Origin of the sequence: Aeromonas sp. OTU364, from assembly GCF_038440395.1 — a bacterium.
Taxonomy (GTDB): Bacteria; Pseudomonadota; Gammaproteobacteria; order Enterobacterales; family Aeromonadaceae; genus Aeromonas.
Genome location: NZ_JASATR010000001.1, coordinates 147,645 through 163,655 on the forward strand (window position 1 = coordinate 147,645; position 16,011 = coordinate 163,655).

The window sequence follows — 16,011 nt, forward strand, 5'->3', positions numbered from 1 at the left end:
TGCGGGTTTCTTGGACTTCGTTGGTCACTGTTGGACCGGTATTTGGTGGAGCTGGGGGGATTTGAACCCCCGTCCAAAATTACTACATCCTCGGTACTACATGCTTAGTCACTCTTTACATTCGCCAACACGCTGCGGAGAGACACGCCACGCATTGACTAGCTCGATTGGTTTTAATGCTTCCGCCCCGAGCAGGACTTCCACACGATCCTGTGAAGGATGACCTTCCAATTCCCTAGGACACAGGCAAGCTAGGGGAGAAGGGCTCAGCGCAGGTTATTAAGCTGCGAGTGCGTAGTTTTCGTCGTTTGCGACTATTTTTTTGCGGTTTGTTAACGAGGCCTACCGCACCTCGGCATGCACCTTGGGTTTCGTGAATCTTGTCGAATCCAGAATCAGCCCCAAGTTGTCAAAAGCGATTGTACGCAAAAATCCTGCCATGGCAAGGCGTTGATGGCAATCGACCGGCACGGGCCGGTCGATTGCTGGTTTATTGGTCGCCGCACGGGGGCTGGCGGCGCACAATCAACCGCGGTTCTTGTTCTTCATGATGCGGGCCTTCTCCCGGTCCCATTCCCGGGCCTTGGTGTCTTCCCGCTTGTCGTGCTCTTTCTTGCCCTTCACCAGGCCGATCTCGACCTTGACCCAGCACTCTTTCCAGTAGAGCGCCAGCGGCACTATGGTGTAGCCCTGGCGGGCAACCAGGCTCTCGAGCTTGTCGAGCTCACGGCGGCTCAGCAGCAGCTTGCGGGTGCGGGTCGGGTCACACACCACGTGGCTGGAGGCGGCGTTCAGCGGCAGGAAGCTGGAGCCGAACAGGAAGGCTTCGCCCTGCAGGAAGATGACATAGGCTTCGCTGATGTTGGCCTTGCCCGCCCGCAGGGATTTGACTTCCCACCCTTGCAGGGACAGACCGGCTTCCACGCGCTCTTCGATGAAGTACTCGTGGCGGGCGGTTCTGTTGAGTGCAATGGTGCTGGACCCGGCTTTGTTTTTACTGTTCTTTTTGCTCATGACGGGGGCCTTCGGCAATGTTTAGGAAGGCGCATTATACGTGGGTGGCGGCGGCTGTAAAACGCGCAACCACTCGAGTGGCGGCTTTGTGAGCAGTTCGGTGATGTTTTTGGCTGGCAAGGTGGTGTAAAGCTGGTCATCAGGGGCGGCAATTGGGCGCGTGGCGGCCAGGTGAGCAGTTTCGGCGGTGATTTTGGCTGGCAAGGTGATAAAATCGGCCTGATTGGATGAGGAAAGCCCATGCCCCGTATTACTCGCAGTGCCCTGGTGATGTTCAGCGCGGAACAGATGTTCCGTCTGGTCAATGATGTTCACGCTTATCCCGAGTTTCTGCCCGGTTGTGTCGGCAGCCGCGTTCACGAGACGGGTGAGGACTACATGACGGCCTCGGTGGATGTGGCCAAGGCGGGCATCGCCAAGACTTTTACCACCCGCAACCTGCTCGATGCCAACCGCGCCATCAAGATGGAACTGGTGGAAGGCCCCTTCAGCAAGCTGGCGGGCTGGTGGACCTTCACGCCGCTGGATGTGGATGCCTGCAAGGTGGAATTCGATCTCGACTTTGAATTTACCTCCAAGCTGATCGAGCTGGCCTTTGGCCAGATCTTCCGTGACCTGGTGAGTTCCATGGTGCTCGCCTTCTCCAACCGCGCCAAGGTGGTCTACGGTGTCTGATCTGCTCAATATCGAAGTCGCCTATGCGCTGCCCGAGCGACAAACCGTGCTGTGCATCCGGGTTGCCCCGGGCACCAGCGTGCTGGCTGCCATCGAACAGTCCGGCATAGTGCAGAAGCACCCGGATATCGATCTCTCGGTCAACAAGTTCGGCATCTACAGCCGTCCGGTCAAGGGGAGCGAGCCGGTGCAGGACGGGGATCGCATCGAGATCTACCGCCCCCTCATCGCCGATCCCAAGGAGATGCGCAAGAAGCGGGCCGAGAAGGCCAAGGAAGAGGGTCGGGCCGATGTGGTCACCGGCGGGCGCCCCGACGTGCACCGCAAGCGGGACGACGGCGAATCGACCTGATGCGGGGAAGACGAGCAATGAAAAGAGGCGCCATGGCGCCTCTTTTCTATTGGATGTTTTACCACAGGGGCTGCACTGGCCTGGGCCTTACAGGGTGAGCAGTCGCTCGTTCTGCACTATCTCTACCCCCTGAGCCTGGTTGGCGAGCACCGTCATGGCATGGGCCACCTGGCTCGCCTCTATGGCACGCCAGCGCCTGAGGGGCCCCTGCAGCAGGGGCTTTATGCAGGGATAGATGGCCTGAACTAGCTGCTCGGAGCGGCGCGAAGGCTGGCGATGGCCGAGCAGCATGGCGGGGCGCAGTATGACGAGTCGCTGCCACGCCTGCGCCAGCAAGGCCTGCTCCATCTCGCCCTTGGTGCGGGGATAGAGGGCGGGAGAGCGCGGATTGGCCCCCAGGCTGGAGACGACCAGCAGGCGCCGGCAGCCGTGGCGGCGGGCGAGGGCGGCAAAGGCCAGCACATAGTCGAGATCGACCCGGCGAAAGGCCTCATCAGAGCCGGCGTCCTTGCGGGTGGTGCCGAGGCAGCAGAAGGCCATCTCGACGGGGCCGGGCAGCGCCACCTCGTCGAGGTGTTCGAAGTTCACCGGCAGCCAGTGCCGGTTGGGGGCGGCCTCGCCCGGCTGGCGGCAGAGCAGGGTCAGCTGGTGCTCGGGGCCGAGCTGGCGGATGAGGGCCTGGCCGACCAGGCCGGTTGCCCCGGCGATCAGGATCTGGCTCATGTGATCTCCTTTAGGGGATGATGAGGGGCGTTGACGTCCTTGATCATGGTTCAGGGAGCGCCCCTGCGAAACCCGATCGGAGGCCAGACAAGAGAAAACCGGCCTTGGCCGGTTTTATGATGCTGTCAGAGCGGGGTGGTGAAGGCGGCGGGGAGGGGGAAGTCACCCGTGGCGGTGGCGAGTCTGTCGCCCACGAAGTTCAGGGTCAGCTCCTTGCGCTCCTTGTCACCACGACCTGGCTGGAACTCATAGAGATAGTACCAGGTGTTGGGGTCAAAGCCGTCGCGCAGCATGGGAGAACCCAGCACGAACTCGACCTGCTCGCGGGTCATGCCCTGGCGCAGCTTGTCGACCTGCTTTTGTTCCACATAGTTGCCCTGAGGAATATCGATGCGATAGACCAGGCTGCAACCGGACAGGGTGAGGGCGGTCAGGGCCGCGGCAATCAGGTGTTTCATCCGCATATCGGGTTCAGATCATCCATACAGTCTTTTTTAGCTCGGCAAATCATACCCACTCCCCGTGCGGAAGTAAAAAGCCATTGATCCTCCTGCCAATAAAAAGGGCCGCGTGACGGCCCTGACACACAACGGCGCGTCTCACATGGCGGTGCGGAAGATGGCGACTATCTCCTCGTGGCTTGCCTGCCTGGGGTTGGTGAAGCCGCAGGCATCTTTCAGGGCGTTGCTGGCCAGCACGTCGAAGTCATCGGCCCTGACCCCGAGCTGCTCCAGCCCGGCCGGGATCTTCACATCCAGCGCCAGCTGCTTGATGGCAGTAATCGCCGCCTCGGCCCCCTGCGCGTCGCTCATGGCGCTCACGTCCACCCCCATGTGGCGGGCCACCTCCTTGAGGCGAGCGGCGCTCACCCGGGCGTTGTAGGCCTGCACATGGGGCAGCAGCACGGCGTTGCAGACCCCGTGGGGCAGATCATAGAAACCGCCGAGCTGGTGGGCCATGGCGTGTACATAGCCGAGGCTGGCGTTGTTGAACGCCATGCCGGCCAGGAACTGGGCGTAGGCCATCTGCTCGCGGGCCTGCAGGTCGTCCCCCTGGTTGACGGCAGTGCGCAGGTGTCTGGCAATCAGCTCGATGGCCATCACGGCGCTGGCATCGGTGACCGGGGTGGCGGCGGTGGAGACATAGGCCTCGATGGCGTGGGTCAGGGCATCCATGCCGGTGGCGGCGGTGAGACCGGCGGGTTTGGCCAGCATCAGCTCGGGATCGTTGACCGACATCAGTGGGGTGACGTGCTTGTCGATGATGGCCATCTTCACCTGACGGGTCTCGTCGGTGATGATGCAGAAGCGGGTCATCTCGGAGGCGGTACCGGCCGTGGTGTTGATGGCGATGAGCGGCAGCTGTGGCCTGGTGGAGCAGTCCACCCCTTCGTAATCCTGGATGCTGCCCCCGTTGGTGGCCACCAGGGCGATGCCCTTGGCGCAGTCATGGGGGGAGCCGCCACCCAGCGAGATGACGCAGTCGCAGCCATGGGCCTTGATCATGGCCAGACCCGATTCCACGTTGCTCATGGTGGGGTTCGGCCTGGTGTCGTCGAAAACAGCGCTCTCAATGCCATGTTCTGCCAGCAGGCTGGTGAGCCTGGCGACCACCCCTATCTGGCTCAGGATCTTGTCGGTGACGATCAGCTGTAACCGACCACTGAGAATGAAAAAACCGGGAGCAGCCGAAAGTAAGTGGGATCTCGTGGGACAAACTCAAGGCTGACAAGGCTCAGAGGGGGATCGGGAGGTGCCAGGTGCGGGCGGCGCCAAAATGAAAGTCAGCGCACCCAATCAGGAATGAATGCGCCAAGAATGAAAGATCAGATTGGCCTCTTCAGAACGGAATCCTAGATGTTTAATGGCGGGTTAAACAGCCATCACAATGGCTGTTAGAAAATGGGGTTAGGATGTTCCTGGTTAAAAAAAATCGTGCCCCAGCCAGACTACCTTGCCGATGATGCTCAATGACTCCAGCTCATTGGGGAGCACGGAAAGCGTCTCATACCCGGCCTTGTTATCGCTGATGATGTTTACCCCACCATCGACCCGCTTCTGCAGCCGCTTGGCATAGAGCTCATCCCCCAGGCGCAGCACGAACAGGCCACCATCCTGGATCTGGTTGCGGCTTAGGTCTACCAGGATGGAATCGCCGGAATGAATCGTTGGCTCCATGCTGTCACCCTTGGCGAAGACGACTGCCAGGTTGTCCGGGTTCAACTGGCGGAACTTGAGCCACTTGCGTCGAAAGGCCAGCTTGCGTTTAACCTCATGCTGGTCATTGAACGCTCCGTGCCCCGCACTGACTGCGATGTGGTAGCCGTCGATTAGCGCATATTCCTCTTCGAACAGAGCCTTATCCAACCCATCAGGGTTAAGGCTCTCATCTTGTACATCTTCCTTTGGGCCACGGCCAGTTGCGAGCCAATCAATTCTCACCCCTGCGGTGTCTGCGATCTTGATGAGCTGACTCATGTTTGGCTCAGAACGACCATTCAGATACTGGCGCAAAGTGGTATCAGCCATCCCTGCCCTTAACGCAAATGAGCGCGCGCTTTCCGTCCCGATAATCGATTCAAGTCTGTTCTTGAATTCACTTTCCATAAAATCCCTCAAGAAGGAAAGCGTGCTTTCTTTTGGTATGAGCACTTTCCATTGTTTAACTCATTGATAAATGAGACAAAAATAAAATCACCTCAAATGAGTGAATGTGGGAAAAGAAAAGAGTGAATCTTTCCATTGCAAGAGTTTTTGAGTTGATCAATACTCTCAATTGTTCGCGCAATGCGCGAAAGATTTCTCAAATTGTATCACGGTGACCCCATGAGCATAAGTACAGCCAACCACATCTACGGAGAGCTTAGGAAGCGTGGTTACTCCGTAAGGAACTGGGCCATTGAACGTGGTTTCAGCCCCCGCACCGTACAGGAGTGTATTCACACTTATGCCCCTTGCAAGCACCGGCAGCCAGCCGATGGCACTGTCTCATCGAGGATCATGGCGGGATTGAGTGAAACCCTTGGCGTAGCTCTGTATGGAGATGGCAAATGAAAGAGTGGTTCACATCTATGGAACTTGTCAGTTTGCCGGGCATGCCTACTACGGTACAGGGAGTTCGATACCGCGCAAGATCTGAGCAGTTCAATTCGCGCAAATGTTCGGATGGCAAAGGCAGCGAGTACCACATCAGCTCATTACCCGCAGAAACCCGGCGCTACCTGGCAGAGCAGGCTGTTGCCCTGCAGGGACAAGCGGTGACTGATCATGCGGCCGGCGGCAAGGCGATGGCCAAGCTGCTTGCTCGTGAAGTGCCAGTGAAGCCGGATGCGGGCCGCAAATTGCTGACCCTGGGCGCTGCCGCCCGCAAGAAGGTAGATGCCCGGCTGTTGATCCTGCAGGCCGCCGATCTCTTCCTGGCTCCTTATCAAGCATGCCAGCAAGGGGAGGTGGGGCGCCGCGCTTTTATCGAGGCATACCGCACCCGCAGCCTGTCACTACCTGTGAGCGTCTATGAGCAACAAAAGCCGTTCAGCCTGATCACCTTGCGGCGCTGGCAAGGCACCCTGGCCGATGCCGGCCCGGCGGCACTGGCAGGCAACTACCAGCGGGAGCGGCCATCCAGCGTCGAGCAAAGCCCGGATCTGGCCCGGTTCCTCACGGCATTAATCACCGCCAAACCGCACTTGGCCAACAAGTGGGGGGCGCTGCATGAGTTGGCGACCCAGTACAGCGAGATGAACCAGCTTGGCTGGCAGATCCCCAGCCAGTCCTCCTTGCGCCGTTGGCTGGTCAAGTGGCTGAGCGACAACAAGGTGGCCTTCACTTATGCCACCAACCCCGATGCCTACAACAACAAGTACCGCACCGCCATCGAGGAGATGTACCCCTGGATGGGCCAGCCCAACGACGTCTGGGAGTTCGACAGTACCCCTGTCGATGCCATGTTGGTGGAAGGCCGCCACAGCATTATCGCGGTGATCGATGTGTTCACCCGTCGGGTGCGGTTGCTGGTGGCCAAGACCTCATCGAGCGAGGGGATCTGCCTGCTGCTGCGCAAGACCCTGCTGACCTGGGGCACTCTCAACGACAACGGGGTGATGCGTACCGACAACGGTTCCGATTACGTGAGCCAGCGGGTCATGTCCATCTGCACCCTGCTCGGCATGAACGTCAGCCGATCCAACGCCTATTCGGGATGGGAGAAGCCGCATATCGAGCGCTTCTTCCGCACTCTTTCCCACGGTCTGATCGAGTTGCTGCCCGCCTATATCGGGCACTGTGTGGCCGATCGCCAAGTGATCGAGGCTCGCAAGAGCTTTGCCCAGCGGCTGGAGGAGAAGCGCAAGCCGGATGCGGAAAAAGAGATCTACGAACTTGCCATGACAGCCGGCCAGTTACAGACCCTGCTCGATGACTGGCTCGATGCCCGTTATCACAACCGCAAACACAGTTCGCTCGGGATGACCCCCAACGAGAAGTACCAAAGCGCCCGCTATCAGCGCCGCGCCATCGTCGATGAGTCGGCGCTGGATCTGCTGCTCAACCATATCGGTGAGGCCACTGTCTCCAAGGGCTTCATCAAGGCCGGCGGCCTCAAGTACAGCGCCCCGGAGTTACTGGAGAACAGTTGGAAGAGCCAGCGGGTCAGCGTGTTCCTCGACCCGAGCGATGTGGGCCGGGCCATCTTGTATCGCACTGGCGACTGGAACGAGCGGATCGAGGCCGTGAACCTCGACCTGCTGGGGAACGGGGTGAGCCCGGATGCCTTCCGCGCCGCCAAGCGTGCCGATGCCAAGGCGCTGGCGAGTTTTCGCCGTGAGATGCGCAGCCTCGCCAAGACCTTCGGCATCAACGAACTGCATCAGGATGTGGTGCGCCACTTCGTTGACCAGGCGCGTGATGTTGCCCAGTTCCAACGCAGTGATATAGGGCTCGATAACCCGGCATTGGCGGCGCTCTCAGGCATTGCCGCACCCAGTGAACCGGCCCAATTCAGCGCGGCAGAGCTGGCTGCGATAGAAGCCCGCCGCGAAGAGAAAGCAGCCCGTGCCCAGGCGACTGCCGGGCAGGAATCCAGGGCGCTCAAGACCGAGTACGAACAGGCCATGTATCTGGCCGAGAAGGAGTTGGATACCCCGCTCGGCGAGCGGGAGAAGGAGTGGCTGACCAAGTACCTCTACAGCCACAAGCTGATGGCGAAACGGATTATCCGCCATCTGGAAAGTATCAGGGCCACTCGTAGCACCCACGCAAAAGGTTAACGAGCGGCCCTGTAGAACCATGAACATAAGGACAAGAAGACTATGAAACACAAGATCGTCGAAGTCAAAAACATGATCAAGACCGAGCAGTTGCTCGACAACCTGCTCAACCGTTCCAGCATCGTGCCGGGCATCGGGTTGATCCACGGTCCTTCCGGCTTTGGCAAGACCACCGCCGTGGAGTGGCTGTTCAACCAGGACGAGGTGAACGGCATCTATGTGCGCTGCTACAAGGCCGACACCGTGACCAGCTTGCTGGAGCAGATCGCCAAGGAGATCGGCATTCCCCAGCGCCACAACCTGCGGGCCCAGGTCGATAGCATCGTCGAAGCGGTGCGGGCCGAGGAGCTGGCCATCTTCGTGGACGAGGCGGATTACGTGGTCGGGAATGCCCGCATCATGGAGACCCTGCGCGATATCTATGACGCCACCGAACAGCCGCTGATCCTGGTGGGGATGGAGGAGATTGCCCGTCGCATCAGCCAGCGCAAGCAGCTGTTTAACCGCATCTCTCAGTGGATCGAATTCAAACCCGCCGACCTGGAAGACGTCTCCCTCATCGCCAACGAAATGCTGGAGGTGGACGTGGAGATTGACGACGCCCTGCTGGACCTCATTCGCAAACGCTCCAACGGGGTGGTGCGCACCATCGTCTCGGCCCTGGACAAGATAGAGAAGATGGCCATGGCCTCTGATGCCCGGATTATCCGGCTGGAGGACGTGGACGCCAGCGAACTGCTGCATGACGTGCGCCGCAGCCGGTAGCCGCGAGGACTAGCAAATAACAACAAAGCACGGGAGGGATACCAGTGGTTGATATCAACGATAAGTCCAAGACGGAAGAGGCTTGGTTGTGGATGTGTAAACAGGACTCGTTCGATATGAGTGAGTTACTCGCAGCGACAGACGTTAAGCAAGCAAATTTATATGCGCTGATGCGTCGTTGGTTAGCGAGCGGTCATCTCAGTTGCGTTGTAGAAGGGCCATTGCGCCAAAGAGAGGTGTTTGGCTGCAATCGGTATCAAGTTTCGGATGTGAATGAACCACCCAAATTTGGCACCAATCAAGGAACTTGCATCTCTCGGAAGAAACGGAAAAGCCGGCGCAAGACCAGCCAACAAAAGATGTGGAACACCATGAAAATCAGTCGGGTGTTCACGTTGACGGAATTAGCGATGACCTCGAATTCAACCAGTAACCATGCAGGCGTCTATGCAAAGGCGTTGGCTAAGGCTGGTTACGTAAAAGTTCAGGCCAAAGCCATGCCACATCGTGGAGAGGTCGCCAAGTACCAGTTGCTGAGAGATACAGGTCGCTTTGCCCCCATTGTCCGCCAAAACGGTTGCTGGGATCAGAATCAGCAGCGGCTCTATCCGTTCCTAGTTGAGGAGGAGAAACATGGACACGTGGCTTGAGGTATTGCAAGCCGAGGTCGGGGCCAGCTCGTTGTCCGTGGTGGCCGAGAAGCTCGGTCTGTCCCGCACCACGATAAGCCAGGTCTGCAACGAGAAGTACCCAGGAGATCTGGCCCGGGTGCAGAAGCTGGTGGAAGGCAACCTGATGGGACACAAGGTGACCTGTCCCATTTTGGGGGAGATCCCGGTGCATCAGTGCCTGGCGTTTCAGCGCCGAAGAGCGGATGAGGTCGGGACCAGACCGATGGACATCAAGCTCTGGAAAGCCTGTCACAGCGGCTGCCCCCATAGCCAGCTCAGTGAGGATCAGCAACTGCGTCGGCCGATGCGGCTGGCCGTCGAACAGGTTGGCAGAGGCGTGGAGAAGGGCGCCCGCTATGACGCCGAGGCCACCCTCTCCAGGTTGCGCCGCCAAGCGAAAAGCGATGGCGAAAACGCCAGCAGCAGCTTGCGCATCTTGGCTGAGCTGCTGGCCGAGGAGCTCAAGATCCTGGGCATCAAATACAACCGGCTGCTCGACAAGGTTGAGAAGCACGGCCAGTAAACCAGCGGGCTCGGGGTGTGCAGTGGGCCCAGTGATTGACATCACAAGGAGAACGGGATGAACAGAAATCTGCAGAAGACCGCCGAGCAGTTGCGGATCTGGCTGACGGCGAAGGGGTGCAAAGTGAGTACCAGCCGGGTGTGCCACACCCCCTTGCTGGCGGTGACTGGCCCCTTGCCTGAAGCGATGACCAAGCGGGCTGTGTGGGGGCGGGAGTGCCTCGCGGGTGTGGTGCGGGATGTCGCCATAGTGCGTTTCGGTGGCTGCCTGCTGCACTGGCGTCAGTAAGCGACCACCTAACCACAACGGGATAAATCAAGGAGAGCCTTATGCAAGAAGCACAGACCAAAGAGACGACGCCGATGCGGCAGAACGCCCAGGGGCACTGGGTACCGGAAACCTTAATCACCCCAGCGGACAAGCTGCGCGATGAGGTGGTGATGGGCATCATCGCGGCAGCCAAGGAAGAGCGCTCCCGCCTGGCCGCCTTCAAGATCGGCGCCATGCAGCAGATCGCCGACTTTGTGGACCTCTCGGCTGAGCAGTACGGGGTGGCCTGGGGTGGCACCAAGGGCAACGTCACCCTGCTCAGCTTCGACGGCCGCTACAAGCTCATTCGAGCGGTGGGGGAACACCGCAAATTTGATGAACGGATCCAGGCGGCCAAGGTGCTGATCGATAGCTGCATCGAGCGCTGGAGCGACGGTGCCGACGCCAAGTTGCGGGCCTTAGTGGACCACGCCTTTCGGGTTTCCAAGGCCGGTCATATCGACGTCAACCAGGTGCTCTCCCTGCGTCAGCTCAACATCGAAGACGCCGACTGGGAGCAGGCCATGCAGGCGATCGCCGATGCCATCCAGGTGACCGGCACCAGCCAATACCTGCGGCTCTACGAGCGTGACGGTCAGGGCCGTTACGTCCAGATGAGCCTGGATCTAGCCAAGTTGTAAGGAGAGATGCGAGATGGAAAACGTAAAGGCTCTATTGAACACCAGCGTGGCCGATGCCAAGAGCTCCCTAGAGTGCCAGCTGCGCAGTAATCCGCGCCTTGCCCTGAGCGATGCGCAGCTCGCTCTGGATTTTATGGATTCGCAAGAAGTCACCGGGGCGGTGCACAAGTCTCGCCGCGCCATGCTGCGCACCATCGTCAGCAAGGCGAGAAAAGCACTATCCCACTAAGCGAAACGGGGGCTTGCCCCCGTCTATCCAGCGTGGTGGCTGGATACTGATGAGCAGCCGACCTGGGCCCAGGTCTTCACCGCCTCGAATAAGGAGCACGGCGATGACCAAAACAGAGATGGATATTCGGCTTACCAAGATATTCAGCGCGGCCGCCATTGCACAGGCGACCCCTGATAAACGGGCTGTGTGCAGACAGCTCAAGCAGTTTGATAGAGAAGCTCGTGCCCAAGGGCTGTTTGCCCTGGCAGGGGAGGCCAGCCAGATGCGCTGGCAACTCGTGGCAGAGCTGCAGCAAGCCAGAGCAGCAGAGGTCAGTCATGGCGGAGTCTAATTGGCAGGGCCTGCTGGCCTATGTGATGAAGTTCGGCCCATTGAGCCAGCAAGGGGCCGAGCAGTGGCTCGATCGTCATTGTCCGCAATGGCGTAGTGGGAGCGACGTGGCCGCCAGCCAGATCTGGGTGACAAAAGTGGGGAGAAATCATGACAGCAATCAATGAGCGTACCCGCTTGATCCGGTTGGTACAGGTGGGCCGCCGCTCCCTGGGGCTGGATGACGAAACCTATCGGGAGCTGCTAGCCCAGCAGAGTGGCAAGCGCTCGGCGGCAGAACTGACGCTCCAGGAGTTGGACAAAGTGCTGCTGGCCATGAAGGGAGCAGGGTTTAAACCGACCCTTAAACGTCCTGTACAGGGGGGTAAACAGAAGCGTTTAAGCCCGGTCAGCGGTACCCCGGTTCGGACCGCCGAGATAGGCGTGATCCGGGCTATCTGGATCACCATGCACCGCCATGGCCTGCTGCGTGATGGCAGCGAAACGGCGCTCAATCACTATGTGGAGCGTCAGACGGTGCGGATCAACAACGGGGTTGGTGTGGCCGAGGTGGCCTGGCTTAGCGAGGCGCTGGTTTATCCGGTGCTGGAGCCCCTCAAGAACTGGCATAAGCGGGAGATGGTCAAGGCGTTGCAGGCGGCCAAGAAAACTATCCCCATTAATGAGAAGACCGGGCGGGTGGCAGGCTATCAGGCCGTTCTCGGGGCCTTTGAGCAGATGCAAGCGGAGATGCCACATGGATAAGAACCTCGACTTGTTTGCCGACGATCATGAGTCGCTGGGGCAGTTGGTGGACCGATTGGATCAGATCCCGGCGGCCGAGCTGACTGCCAAATGGCCCAAAGCACTGGCCGAGCTGGTCGATGTGCTGGCTTGCGAGCTGGGCCGAGGTGGTATGGTGCCCGAGTTGGCCCGTGCCCAAGCCCGTAAGCTGGCGCTGGTGCAGGCTCACTATATGGGTGGGCGGGCCTACTACATACCGACCGGGGAGCACCTTAAGGCAGCCTTGCGTGACCGGGCCATCTGGGATGAGTTCAACGGCCGTAATATCGACCAGCTGGCCCGCAAGCACGGTCTGTCGGTGCCCCAGACCTATGCGGTGGTAGCTGAACAGCGGGTGTTGACGAGGCGCCGGAATCAGCCTGACCTGTTTGGATACTGAAAAAGGTAAAAGTCTTGCTTAAAAAAGATGAACTAGCCTATAGTCGGTAACAGAGGACGAGGACCTTTTGGCTTATGTACCTCACCCCAAAACCCCGCCCTAGCGGGGTTTGTTGTATCTAATAATTAACAAACCACAACATATAGTGCCCTGTTGTCTTTTATTTGGCATATATAGTGTTGATGCAAGGAGAGGAGTTATGACGCCGCATGATCTCTATCAAACTTTTGCCATCAAGCACCAAGAACTTCCAAAAGGTGTAACCCCCGAGCAGTACGCGAAGGTTGTGACCTTTGATATCGTGACTCTGCATGCGCCTGCTAAAGCGAGATACTCATATTCAACTGGTCAAGACTTAGAGCAGGCTCGACTGGCCACTGGCCAGCAAACTTCCCTATATACCTACTAAAAGCTGTGGCGAAAAGACTATGCCAAACTGGAATGCTGTCTTAGCTGAAATTGATCAAGAAACTCGTCGCGCTCCAATTGACCAGATTCGTAGGAACTATTTGAATCAGTTGCATGAACATACTGGTAGGAACGTAATTGCCTATTATTCTGGTTTTATGCAGAAGAAATCACCAGAAGCAGCCGCCTTGGGTGCTGTTAATGATGATGATAAGAATGGTTTTATGAGTGTGATTCACGAGATGAACCCCGATCTTGGGTTAGATCTCATTCTGCACACTCCTGGAGGTGACATTGCTGCTGCGGAGTCAATAGTTGCTTATTTAAGAGCAAAATTTGGCACCAACATAAGAGCAATTGTCCCTCTATCAGCTATGTCAGCAGGAACAATGATTGCCTGCTCTTGCAAAGAAATAATCATGGGCAAGCAGTCTAATCTTGGTCCGTTTGACCCCCAGTTTGGCGGTATCCCTGCATATGGTGTGCTTGAGGAGTTCGAAAAAGCCAAGGCTGAGATTCTGGCTGATCCTCGAGCCGCCAACTATTGGCAATTCATTATTTCTAAGTACCACCCAACCTTTATCGGGCAATGCGAGAAGGCGATCCAGTGGGCAGGCCAGATTGTTCAGGCTTGGCTGGAGTCTGGAATGTTTGCTGCAGAGGAAAACCCAAGTGCTGCGGCCGCAAGGGTTGTTGCTGAGCTAAACAACCATACGGATACTTTTGCCCACGCTAGGCATATCCATATGGATAAAGCCCTCGAGTTGGGGTTAAAAATTGTGCGTTTGGAAGATGACCAAATTTTGCAGGATTTAGTTTTGACAGTGCACCATGCATATATGCATGCGATTGGTAGCTCTAATGTTGTTAAGTCCATAGAGAATCACTCTGGGCGTGGGATGTTTTGGAACGTAGCTTGAGTCACCCTCTGATTTTATAACTAACCCACCATAAACCCCCGCCCATAAGGCCCCTCGGTACGCTGCGATAACGCAGTTAATCGAGGGGCCTTTTATGTTGCCTGATACCTTTCCTATTGCACTCGCCTGGTTGCTTCGTCCCGATGTGGAAGGGGGCGAAGTCAACCATCCGGCCGACCGGGGCGGCCATACCAAGTTCGGTATGGCTGATGCTGCCGACGGCAATAAAGACGGCATGCTCGATCTCGATCGCGATGGCCGGCCGGATATTGCCGTCGGCGATGCGACCCCTGCCCACGCCAAGCTGTTTTACCGCGCGAACTACTGGCTGCCCGCCCGTTGCGACCGGGTCGATAGCGTCTGCCCGCTGATGGCCATCGCCCTGTTCGACGGCGCCGTGCATCACGGACCTGGCCGCTCGGTACGCCAGTTGCAGCAGGCGCTCGGCGTCATGGCCGATGGGGTACTCGGCTCCCAGACCCTGCGGGTGCTGGCCGCCAAGACGGGGCAAGACGGTGGCCGCGCCCTGTTGCTTGCGCTGCTGGAGATCCGCGCCGGCTTCATGCTCGGCATAGTGCGCAAAGACCCGAGCCAGTGGGCCAATGCCCATGGCTGGAGCAACCGCCTGCTGCGCCTGCAGAGCTACCTGCTCTCTACCCGGTTCAGGGAGGGGGCTGCATGAGCAAACCTAGCCTTATCAACAAGCGTCGTCAGGCGTTGCAAGGGATCCAGGCCGCTGGCTATTTCGGCATCCCCGAACTCAAGAACCCCCGTTACCTCGCCTGTTTCAAGGATGGGCGCCGCGCCCATCTGAAGGCCTATCTGACCGAACCCGCCCCCACGGACCTGGAGACGATCCCGCTCTATAGCCATCACGCCACTCGCCAATCCCTGTACGAGCAGGGCTGGCGGTCGGTAGGGGAGCTGGATCGCCTGCGGGCCCGTGCCCGTCTTACCCCATCTCAACAGAAGGAAGCCCATCATGCCTGATTCCCTGTTACCCCAAGCAAAGCCTGCGCTCAGGAGCCGCGCCGTCATCGGGGGCGTCATCGCCGTGGGGGCCGGTATCGCCGGCCTGTTCGGCGTGCCGGTCGATGCCGGTACCCAAGCCAGCCTGGCCACCATCATCGTGGATCTGGCCAGTGCCATCGGTGGCCTGCTGGCCATCTGGGGGCGTCTCAAGGCGACCCATGTCATCAAGTAGGCCAGGAGACTCCCTTGAGCGACCCCATAGACCGCGCCCAGCAGCTCGATGCCGAGCGAACCGGGCGCCTTATTCAGTCCCATCAAACAAGGGCAAGGCCCCATGGGGATGGCATCTGCTGCGATTGCGATGACGCCATCCCGCCCTTGCGCCTTGCAGCAGAACCTGGTGCCGAGCGCTGCATCGAGTGCCAGACCCTATTCGAGCGCAAGGAGGCTGTCCGTGTGGGAATTCATCGTTAAGAACTGGGGCCCGCTTTATGCGTTGGCCAGCCTAGTGGGCCTGGTGGTCATCATTCTGCTCTCCAAGACCTACGCCAAACGCGAAGACCTCACCGGTCTGACAGAGCGGGTGCAGCGGGTGGAGCAGGTGCTGACCGATCTGCCGAGCGAGCGGGAGCTGCACAAACTGCAGCTGGAGATCAGCGAACTTCGCGGCGAGCTGCGGGAGATGAAGCCGGACCTGCGGCAAAACCGTCGCCTTGCCGAGCTGCTGCTGGAAAATGAACTCAAGGAGAAGGCATGAGCATTCAAGGGATATTGGACGCCCAGCAACGCCTGGTGATCCTGCGCTCGCTGCTCGATATCGGTGGGGCGGCCAACGAGTCGATCCTCAACGATTGCCTCGATCAGTTGGGCACCGGCCGGGTGTCCCGGGACAAGGTCAAGACCCTGCTGGCCTGGCTGGAAGAGCAGGGGCTGGTGCGCATCGAACGCCTCGCCCAGGTGCAGGTGGCCCATCTCACCGGTCGGGGTCAAGATGTGGCCGAGGGGCGGTCCAGCGTGCCCGGCGTCAAGAAGCCCAGGGCGGAGGATTGAC

Annotated in this window: 25 protein-coding genes, 2 other RNA genes and 1 pseudogene; 22 read left to right on the forward strand and 6 right to left on the reverse strand. The window is 58.8% G+C overall.

The genetic code is table 11. From position 1 onward, the window contains the following. Positions 1-43: 43 nt before the first annotated feature. Both ssrA and smpB read right to left on the reverse strand, forming a co-directional pair. Positions 44-403, reverse strand: a transfer-messenger RNA (tmRNA) gene (gene ssrA, locus AAHB08_RS00685). Between the two features lie 122 nt (positions 404-525). Beyond that, complete coding sequence (gene smpB, locus AAHB08_RS00690; RefSeq protein ID WP_041206169.1) at positions 526-1,014, reverse strand: SsrA-binding protein SmpB; 489 nt, start codon at positions 1,012-1,014, stop codon at positions 526-528. 240 nt (positions 1,015-1,254) lie between these two features. Between smpB and AAHB08_RS00695 the strand changes: the two genes are divergently transcribed. Further along, the gene (locus AAHB08_RS00695) at positions 1,255-1,689 is read left to right on the forward strand and encodes an SRPBCC family protein (RefSeq protein WP_342057810.1); all 435 of its coding nucleotides are present in this window, start codon (positions 1,255-1,257) and stop codon (positions 1,687-1,689) included. Continuing rightward, positions 1,682-2,041 carry an RnfH family protein gene (locus AAHB08_RS00700; protein ID WP_319912818.1) on the forward strand — a complete coding sequence of 120 codons (360 nt, stop codon included), beginning with the start codon at positions 1,682-1,684 and terminating at the stop codon, positions 2,039-2,041. Before AAHB08_RS00695 ends, AAHB08_RS00700 begins: the two co-directional genes overlap by 8 nt. Before the next feature lie 87 nt (positions 2,042-2,128). On the opposite strand, the gene AAHB08_RS00705 is transcribed toward AAHB08_RS00700, so the two are convergent. The 4 genes and pseudogenes from AAHB08_RS00705 to AAHB08_RS00720 form a co-directional block, all read right to left on the reverse strand. Then, the gene (locus tag AAHB08_RS00705; protein WP_342057811.1) at positions 2,129-2,764 is read right to left on the reverse strand and encodes an NAD(P)H-binding protein; all 636 of its coding nucleotides are present in this window, start codon (positions 2,762-2,764) and stop codon (positions 2,129-2,131) included. Positions 2,765-2,889: 125 nt separating this feature from the next. Next, positions 2,890-3,228 carry an outer membrane protein assembly factor BamE gene (locus tag AAHB08_RS00710; RefSeq protein ID WP_005325779.1) on the reverse strand — a complete coding sequence of 113 codons (339 nt, stop codon included), beginning with the start codon at positions 3,226-3,228 and terminating at the stop codon, positions 2,890-2,892. Positions 3,229-3,363: 135 nt separating this feature from the next. Beyond that, positions 3,364-4,422 (reverse strand): annotated as a pseudogene (yiaY, locus tag AAHB08_RS00715) (L-threonine dehydrogenase); the annotation flags it as partial. Positions 4,423-4,686: 264 nt separating this feature from the next. Then, positions 4,687-5,370 (reverse strand): S24 family peptidase, encoded by a 684-nt coding sequence (locus AAHB08_RS00720; protein WP_163156100.1) that lies wholly within the window; start codon positions 5,368-5,370, stop codon positions 4,687-4,689. A 443-nt stretch (positions 5,371-5,813) separates the two neighbouring features. Between AAHB08_RS00720 and AAHB08_RS00725 the strand changes: the two genes are divergently transcribed. The 20 genes from AAHB08_RS00725 (at position 5,814) to AAHB08_RS00820 (ending at position 16,010) form a co-directional block, all read left to right on the forward strand. Continuing rightward, positions 5,814-8,027: a DNA-binding protein gene (locus AAHB08_RS00725; RefSeq protein WP_342057812.1), complete on the forward strand. Its 2,214-nt coding sequence runs from the start codon at positions 5,814-5,816 to the stop codon at positions 8,025-8,027. Positions 8,028-8,069: 42 nt separating this feature from the next. After that, a complete protein-coding gene (locus tag AAHB08_RS00730; protein WP_010673988.1) occupies positions 8,070-8,792 on the forward strand; it encodes an AAA family ATPase in 723 nt (240 codons plus the stop codon). A 44-nt stretch (positions 8,793-8,836) separates the two neighbouring features. Next, positions 8,837-9,442 (forward strand): hypothetical protein, encoded by a 606-nt coding sequence (locus AAHB08_RS00735; RefSeq protein WP_043133130.1) that lies wholly within the window; start codon positions 8,837-8,839, stop codon positions 9,440-9,442. Beyond that, complete coding sequence (locus AAHB08_RS00740) at positions 9,426-9,986, forward strand: hypothetical protein (RefSeq protein ID WP_043133132.1); 561 nt, start codon at positions 9,426-9,428, stop codon at positions 9,984-9,986. Before AAHB08_RS00735 ends, AAHB08_RS00740 begins: the two co-directional genes overlap by 17 nt. Positions 9,987-10,043: 57 nt before the next feature. Continuing rightward, positions 10,044-10,274, forward strand: a complete 231-nt coding sequence (locus tag AAHB08_RS00745; protein WP_010673991.1) for a hypothetical protein — start codon at positions 10,044-10,046, stop codon at positions 10,272-10,274. A gap of 41 nt (positions 10,275-10,315) precedes the next feature. Next, positions 10,316-10,936 carry a DUF3164 family protein gene (locus tag AAHB08_RS00750; RefSeq protein WP_323583748.1) on the forward strand — a complete coding sequence of 207 codons (621 nt, stop codon included), beginning with the start codon at positions 10,316-10,318 and terminating at the stop codon, positions 10,934-10,936. A 13-nt stretch (positions 10,937-10,949) separates the two neighbouring features. Continuing rightward, the gene (locus tag AAHB08_RS00755; protein WP_323583747.1) at positions 10,950-11,165 is read left to right on the forward strand and encodes a hypothetical protein; all 216 of its coding nucleotides are present in this window, start codon (positions 10,950-10,952) and stop codon (positions 11,163-11,165) included. Further along, an RNA gene (locus AAHB08_RS00760) (hammerhead ribozyme type II) lies at positions 11,164-11,228 on the forward strand. The genes AAHB08_RS00755 and AAHB08_RS00760 overlap by 2 nt, the downstream gene beginning before the upstream one ends. Positions 11,229-11,268: 40 nt before the next feature. Further along, the gene (locus AAHB08_RS00765; protein WP_042074588.1) at positions 11,269-11,499 is read left to right on the forward strand and encodes a hypothetical protein; all 231 of its coding nucleotides are present in this window, start codon (positions 11,269-11,271) and stop codon (positions 11,497-11,499) included. Further along, the gene (locus AAHB08_RS00770) at positions 11,486-11,665 is read left to right on the forward strand and encodes a hypothetical protein (RefSeq protein ID WP_323583746.1); all 180 of its coding nucleotides are present in this window, start codon (positions 11,486-11,488) and stop codon (positions 11,663-11,665) included. Before AAHB08_RS00765 ends, AAHB08_RS00770 begins: the two co-directional genes overlap by 14 nt. Then, positions 11,649-12,242, forward strand: coding sequence for a gp16 family protein (locus tag AAHB08_RS00775; RefSeq protein WP_323583745.1), 594 nt, complete (start codon positions 11,649-11,651; stop codon positions 12,240-12,242). Before AAHB08_RS00770 ends, AAHB08_RS00775 begins: the two co-directional genes overlap by 17 nt. Then, positions 12,235-12,660: a Mor transcription activator family protein gene (locus AAHB08_RS00780; RefSeq protein WP_323583744.1), complete on the forward strand. Its 426-nt coding sequence runs from the start codon at positions 12,235-12,237 to the stop codon at positions 12,658-12,660. Before AAHB08_RS00775 ends, AAHB08_RS00780 begins: the two co-directional genes overlap by 8 nt. A gap of 199 nt (positions 12,661-12,859) precedes the next feature. Next, positions 12,860-13,069, forward strand: coding sequence for a hypothetical protein (locus AAHB08_RS00785; RefSeq protein WP_323583743.1), 210 nt, complete (start codon positions 12,860-12,862; stop codon positions 13,067-13,069). A 19-nt stretch (positions 13,070-13,088) separates the two neighbouring features. Then, positions 13,089-13,988, forward strand: a complete 900-nt coding sequence (locus AAHB08_RS00790; protein WP_323583742.1) for an SDH family Clp fold serine proteinase — start codon at positions 13,089-13,091, stop codon at positions 13,986-13,988. A gap of 94 nt (positions 13,989-14,082) precedes the next feature. Continuing rightward, on the forward strand, positions 14,083-14,670 hold the full coding sequence (locus AAHB08_RS00795) for a glycoside hydrolase family 108 protein (protein ID WP_342057813.1): 588 nt from the start codon (positions 14,083-14,085) through the stop codon (positions 14,668-14,670). Next, entirely contained in the window at positions 14,667-14,978 is a 312-nt protein-coding gene (locus tag AAHB08_RS00800) for a hypothetical protein (RefSeq protein WP_342057814.1), read from the forward strand. The genes AAHB08_RS00795 and AAHB08_RS00800 overlap by 4 nt, the downstream gene beginning before the upstream one ends. Next, positions 14,971-15,192, forward strand: a complete 222-nt coding sequence (locus tag AAHB08_RS00805) for a hypothetical protein (protein ID WP_342057815.1) — start codon at positions 14,971-14,973, stop codon at positions 15,190-15,192. The genes AAHB08_RS00800 and AAHB08_RS00805 overlap by 8 nt, the downstream gene beginning before the upstream one ends. Before the next feature lie 14 nt (positions 15,193-15,206). Continuing rightward, positions 15,207-15,434, forward strand: coding sequence for a TraR/DksA C4-type zinc finger protein (locus tag AAHB08_RS00810; protein ID WP_124813752.1), 228 nt, complete (start codon positions 15,207-15,209; stop codon positions 15,432-15,434). Then, positions 15,415-15,717 carry a DUF2730 family protein gene (locus AAHB08_RS00815; protein ID WP_124813751.1) on the forward strand — a complete coding sequence of 101 codons (303 nt, stop codon included), beginning with the start codon at positions 15,415-15,417 and terminating at the stop codon, positions 15,715-15,717. The genes AAHB08_RS00810 and AAHB08_RS00815 overlap by 20 nt, the downstream gene beginning before the upstream one ends. Next, positions 15,714-16,010, forward strand: a complete 297-nt coding sequence (locus AAHB08_RS00820; protein ID WP_124813749.1) for a VpaChn25_0724 family phage protein — start codon at positions 15,714-15,716, stop codon at positions 16,008-16,010. The genes AAHB08_RS00815 and AAHB08_RS00820 overlap by 4 nt, the downstream gene beginning before the upstream one ends. Position 16,011: the final 1 nt, after the last annotated feature.

Coding starts and splice junctions, on each gene's coding strand:
- AAHB08_RS00790 (WP_323583742.1), top strand. CDS start 13,089: ATGCCAAACTGGAATGCTGTCTTAGCTGAAATTGATCAAGAAACTCGT.
- AAHB08_RS00720 (WP_163156100.1), bottom strand. CDS start 5,370: ATGGAAAGTGAATTCAAGAACAGACTTGAATCGATTATCGGGACGGAA.
- AAHB08_RS00795 (WP_342057813.1), top strand. CDS start 14,083: ATGTTGCCTGATACCTTTCCTATTGCACTCGCCTGGTTGCTTCGTCCC.
- AAHB08_RS00770 (WP_323583746.1), top strand. CDS start 11,486: ATGGCGGAGTCTAATTGGCAGGGCCTGCTGGCCTATGTGATGAAGTTC.
- smpB (WP_041206169.1), bottom strand. CDS start 1,014: ATGAGCAAAAAGAACAGTAAAAACAAAGCCGGGTCCAGCACCATTGCA.
- AAHB08_RS00800 (WP_342057814.1), top strand. CDS start 14,667: ATGAGCAAACCTAGCCTTATCAACAAGCGTCGTCAGGCGTTGCAAGGG.
- AAHB08_RS00710 (WP_005325779.1), bottom strand. CDS start 3,228: ATGCGGATGAAACACCTGATTGCCGCGGCCCTGACCGCCCTCACCCTG.
- AAHB08_RS00695 (WP_342057810.1), top strand. CDS start 1,255: ATGCCCCGTATTACTCGCAGTGCCCTGGTGATGTTCAGCGCGGAACAG.
- AAHB08_RS00820 (WP_124813749.1), top strand. CDS start 15,714: ATGAGCATTCAAGGGATATTGGACGCCCAGCAACGCCTGGTGATCCTG.
- AAHB08_RS00745 (WP_010673991.1), top strand. CDS start 10,044: ATGAACAGAAATCTGCAGAAGACCGCCGAGCAGTTGCGGATCTGGCTG.
- AAHB08_RS00755 (WP_323583747.1), top strand. CDS start 10,950: ATGGAAAACGTAAAGGCTCTATTGAACACCAGCGTGGCCGATGCCAAG.
- AAHB08_RS00740 (WP_043133132.1), top strand. CDS start 9,426: ATGGACACGTGGCTTGAGGTATTGCAAGCCGAGGTCGGGGCCAGCTCG.
- AAHB08_RS00785 (WP_323583743.1), top strand. CDS start 12,860: ATGACGCCGCATGATCTCTATCAAACTTTTGCCATCAAGCACCAAGAA.
- AAHB08_RS00725 (WP_342057812.1), top strand. CDS start 5,814: ATGAAAGAGTGGTTCACATCTATGGAACTTGTCAGTTTGCCGGGCATG.
- AAHB08_RS00750 (WP_323583748.1), top strand. CDS start 10,316: ATGCAAGAAGCACAGACCAAAGAGACGACGCCGATGCGGCAGAACGCC.
- AAHB08_RS00775 (WP_323583745.1), top strand. CDS start 11,649: ATGACAGCAATCAATGAGCGTACCCGCTTGATCCGGTTGGTACAGGTG.
- AAHB08_RS00780 (WP_323583744.1), top strand. CDS start 12,235: ATGGATAAGAACCTCGACTTGTTTGCCGACGATCATGAGTCGCTGGGG.
- AAHB08_RS00730 (WP_010673988.1), top strand. CDS start 8,070: ATGAAACACAAGATCGTCGAAGTCAAAAACATGATCAAGACCGAGCAG.
- AAHB08_RS00705 (WP_342057811.1), bottom strand. CDS start 2,764: ATGAGCCAGATCCTGATCGCCGGGGCAACCGGCCTGGTCGGCCAGGCC.
- AAHB08_RS00805 (WP_342057815.1), top strand. CDS start 14,971: ATGCCTGATTCCCTGTTACCCCAAGCAAAGCCTGCGCTCAGGAGCCGC.
- AAHB08_RS00765 (WP_042074588.1), top strand. CDS start 11,269: ATGACCAAAACAGAGATGGATATTCGGCTTACCAAGATATTCAGCGCG.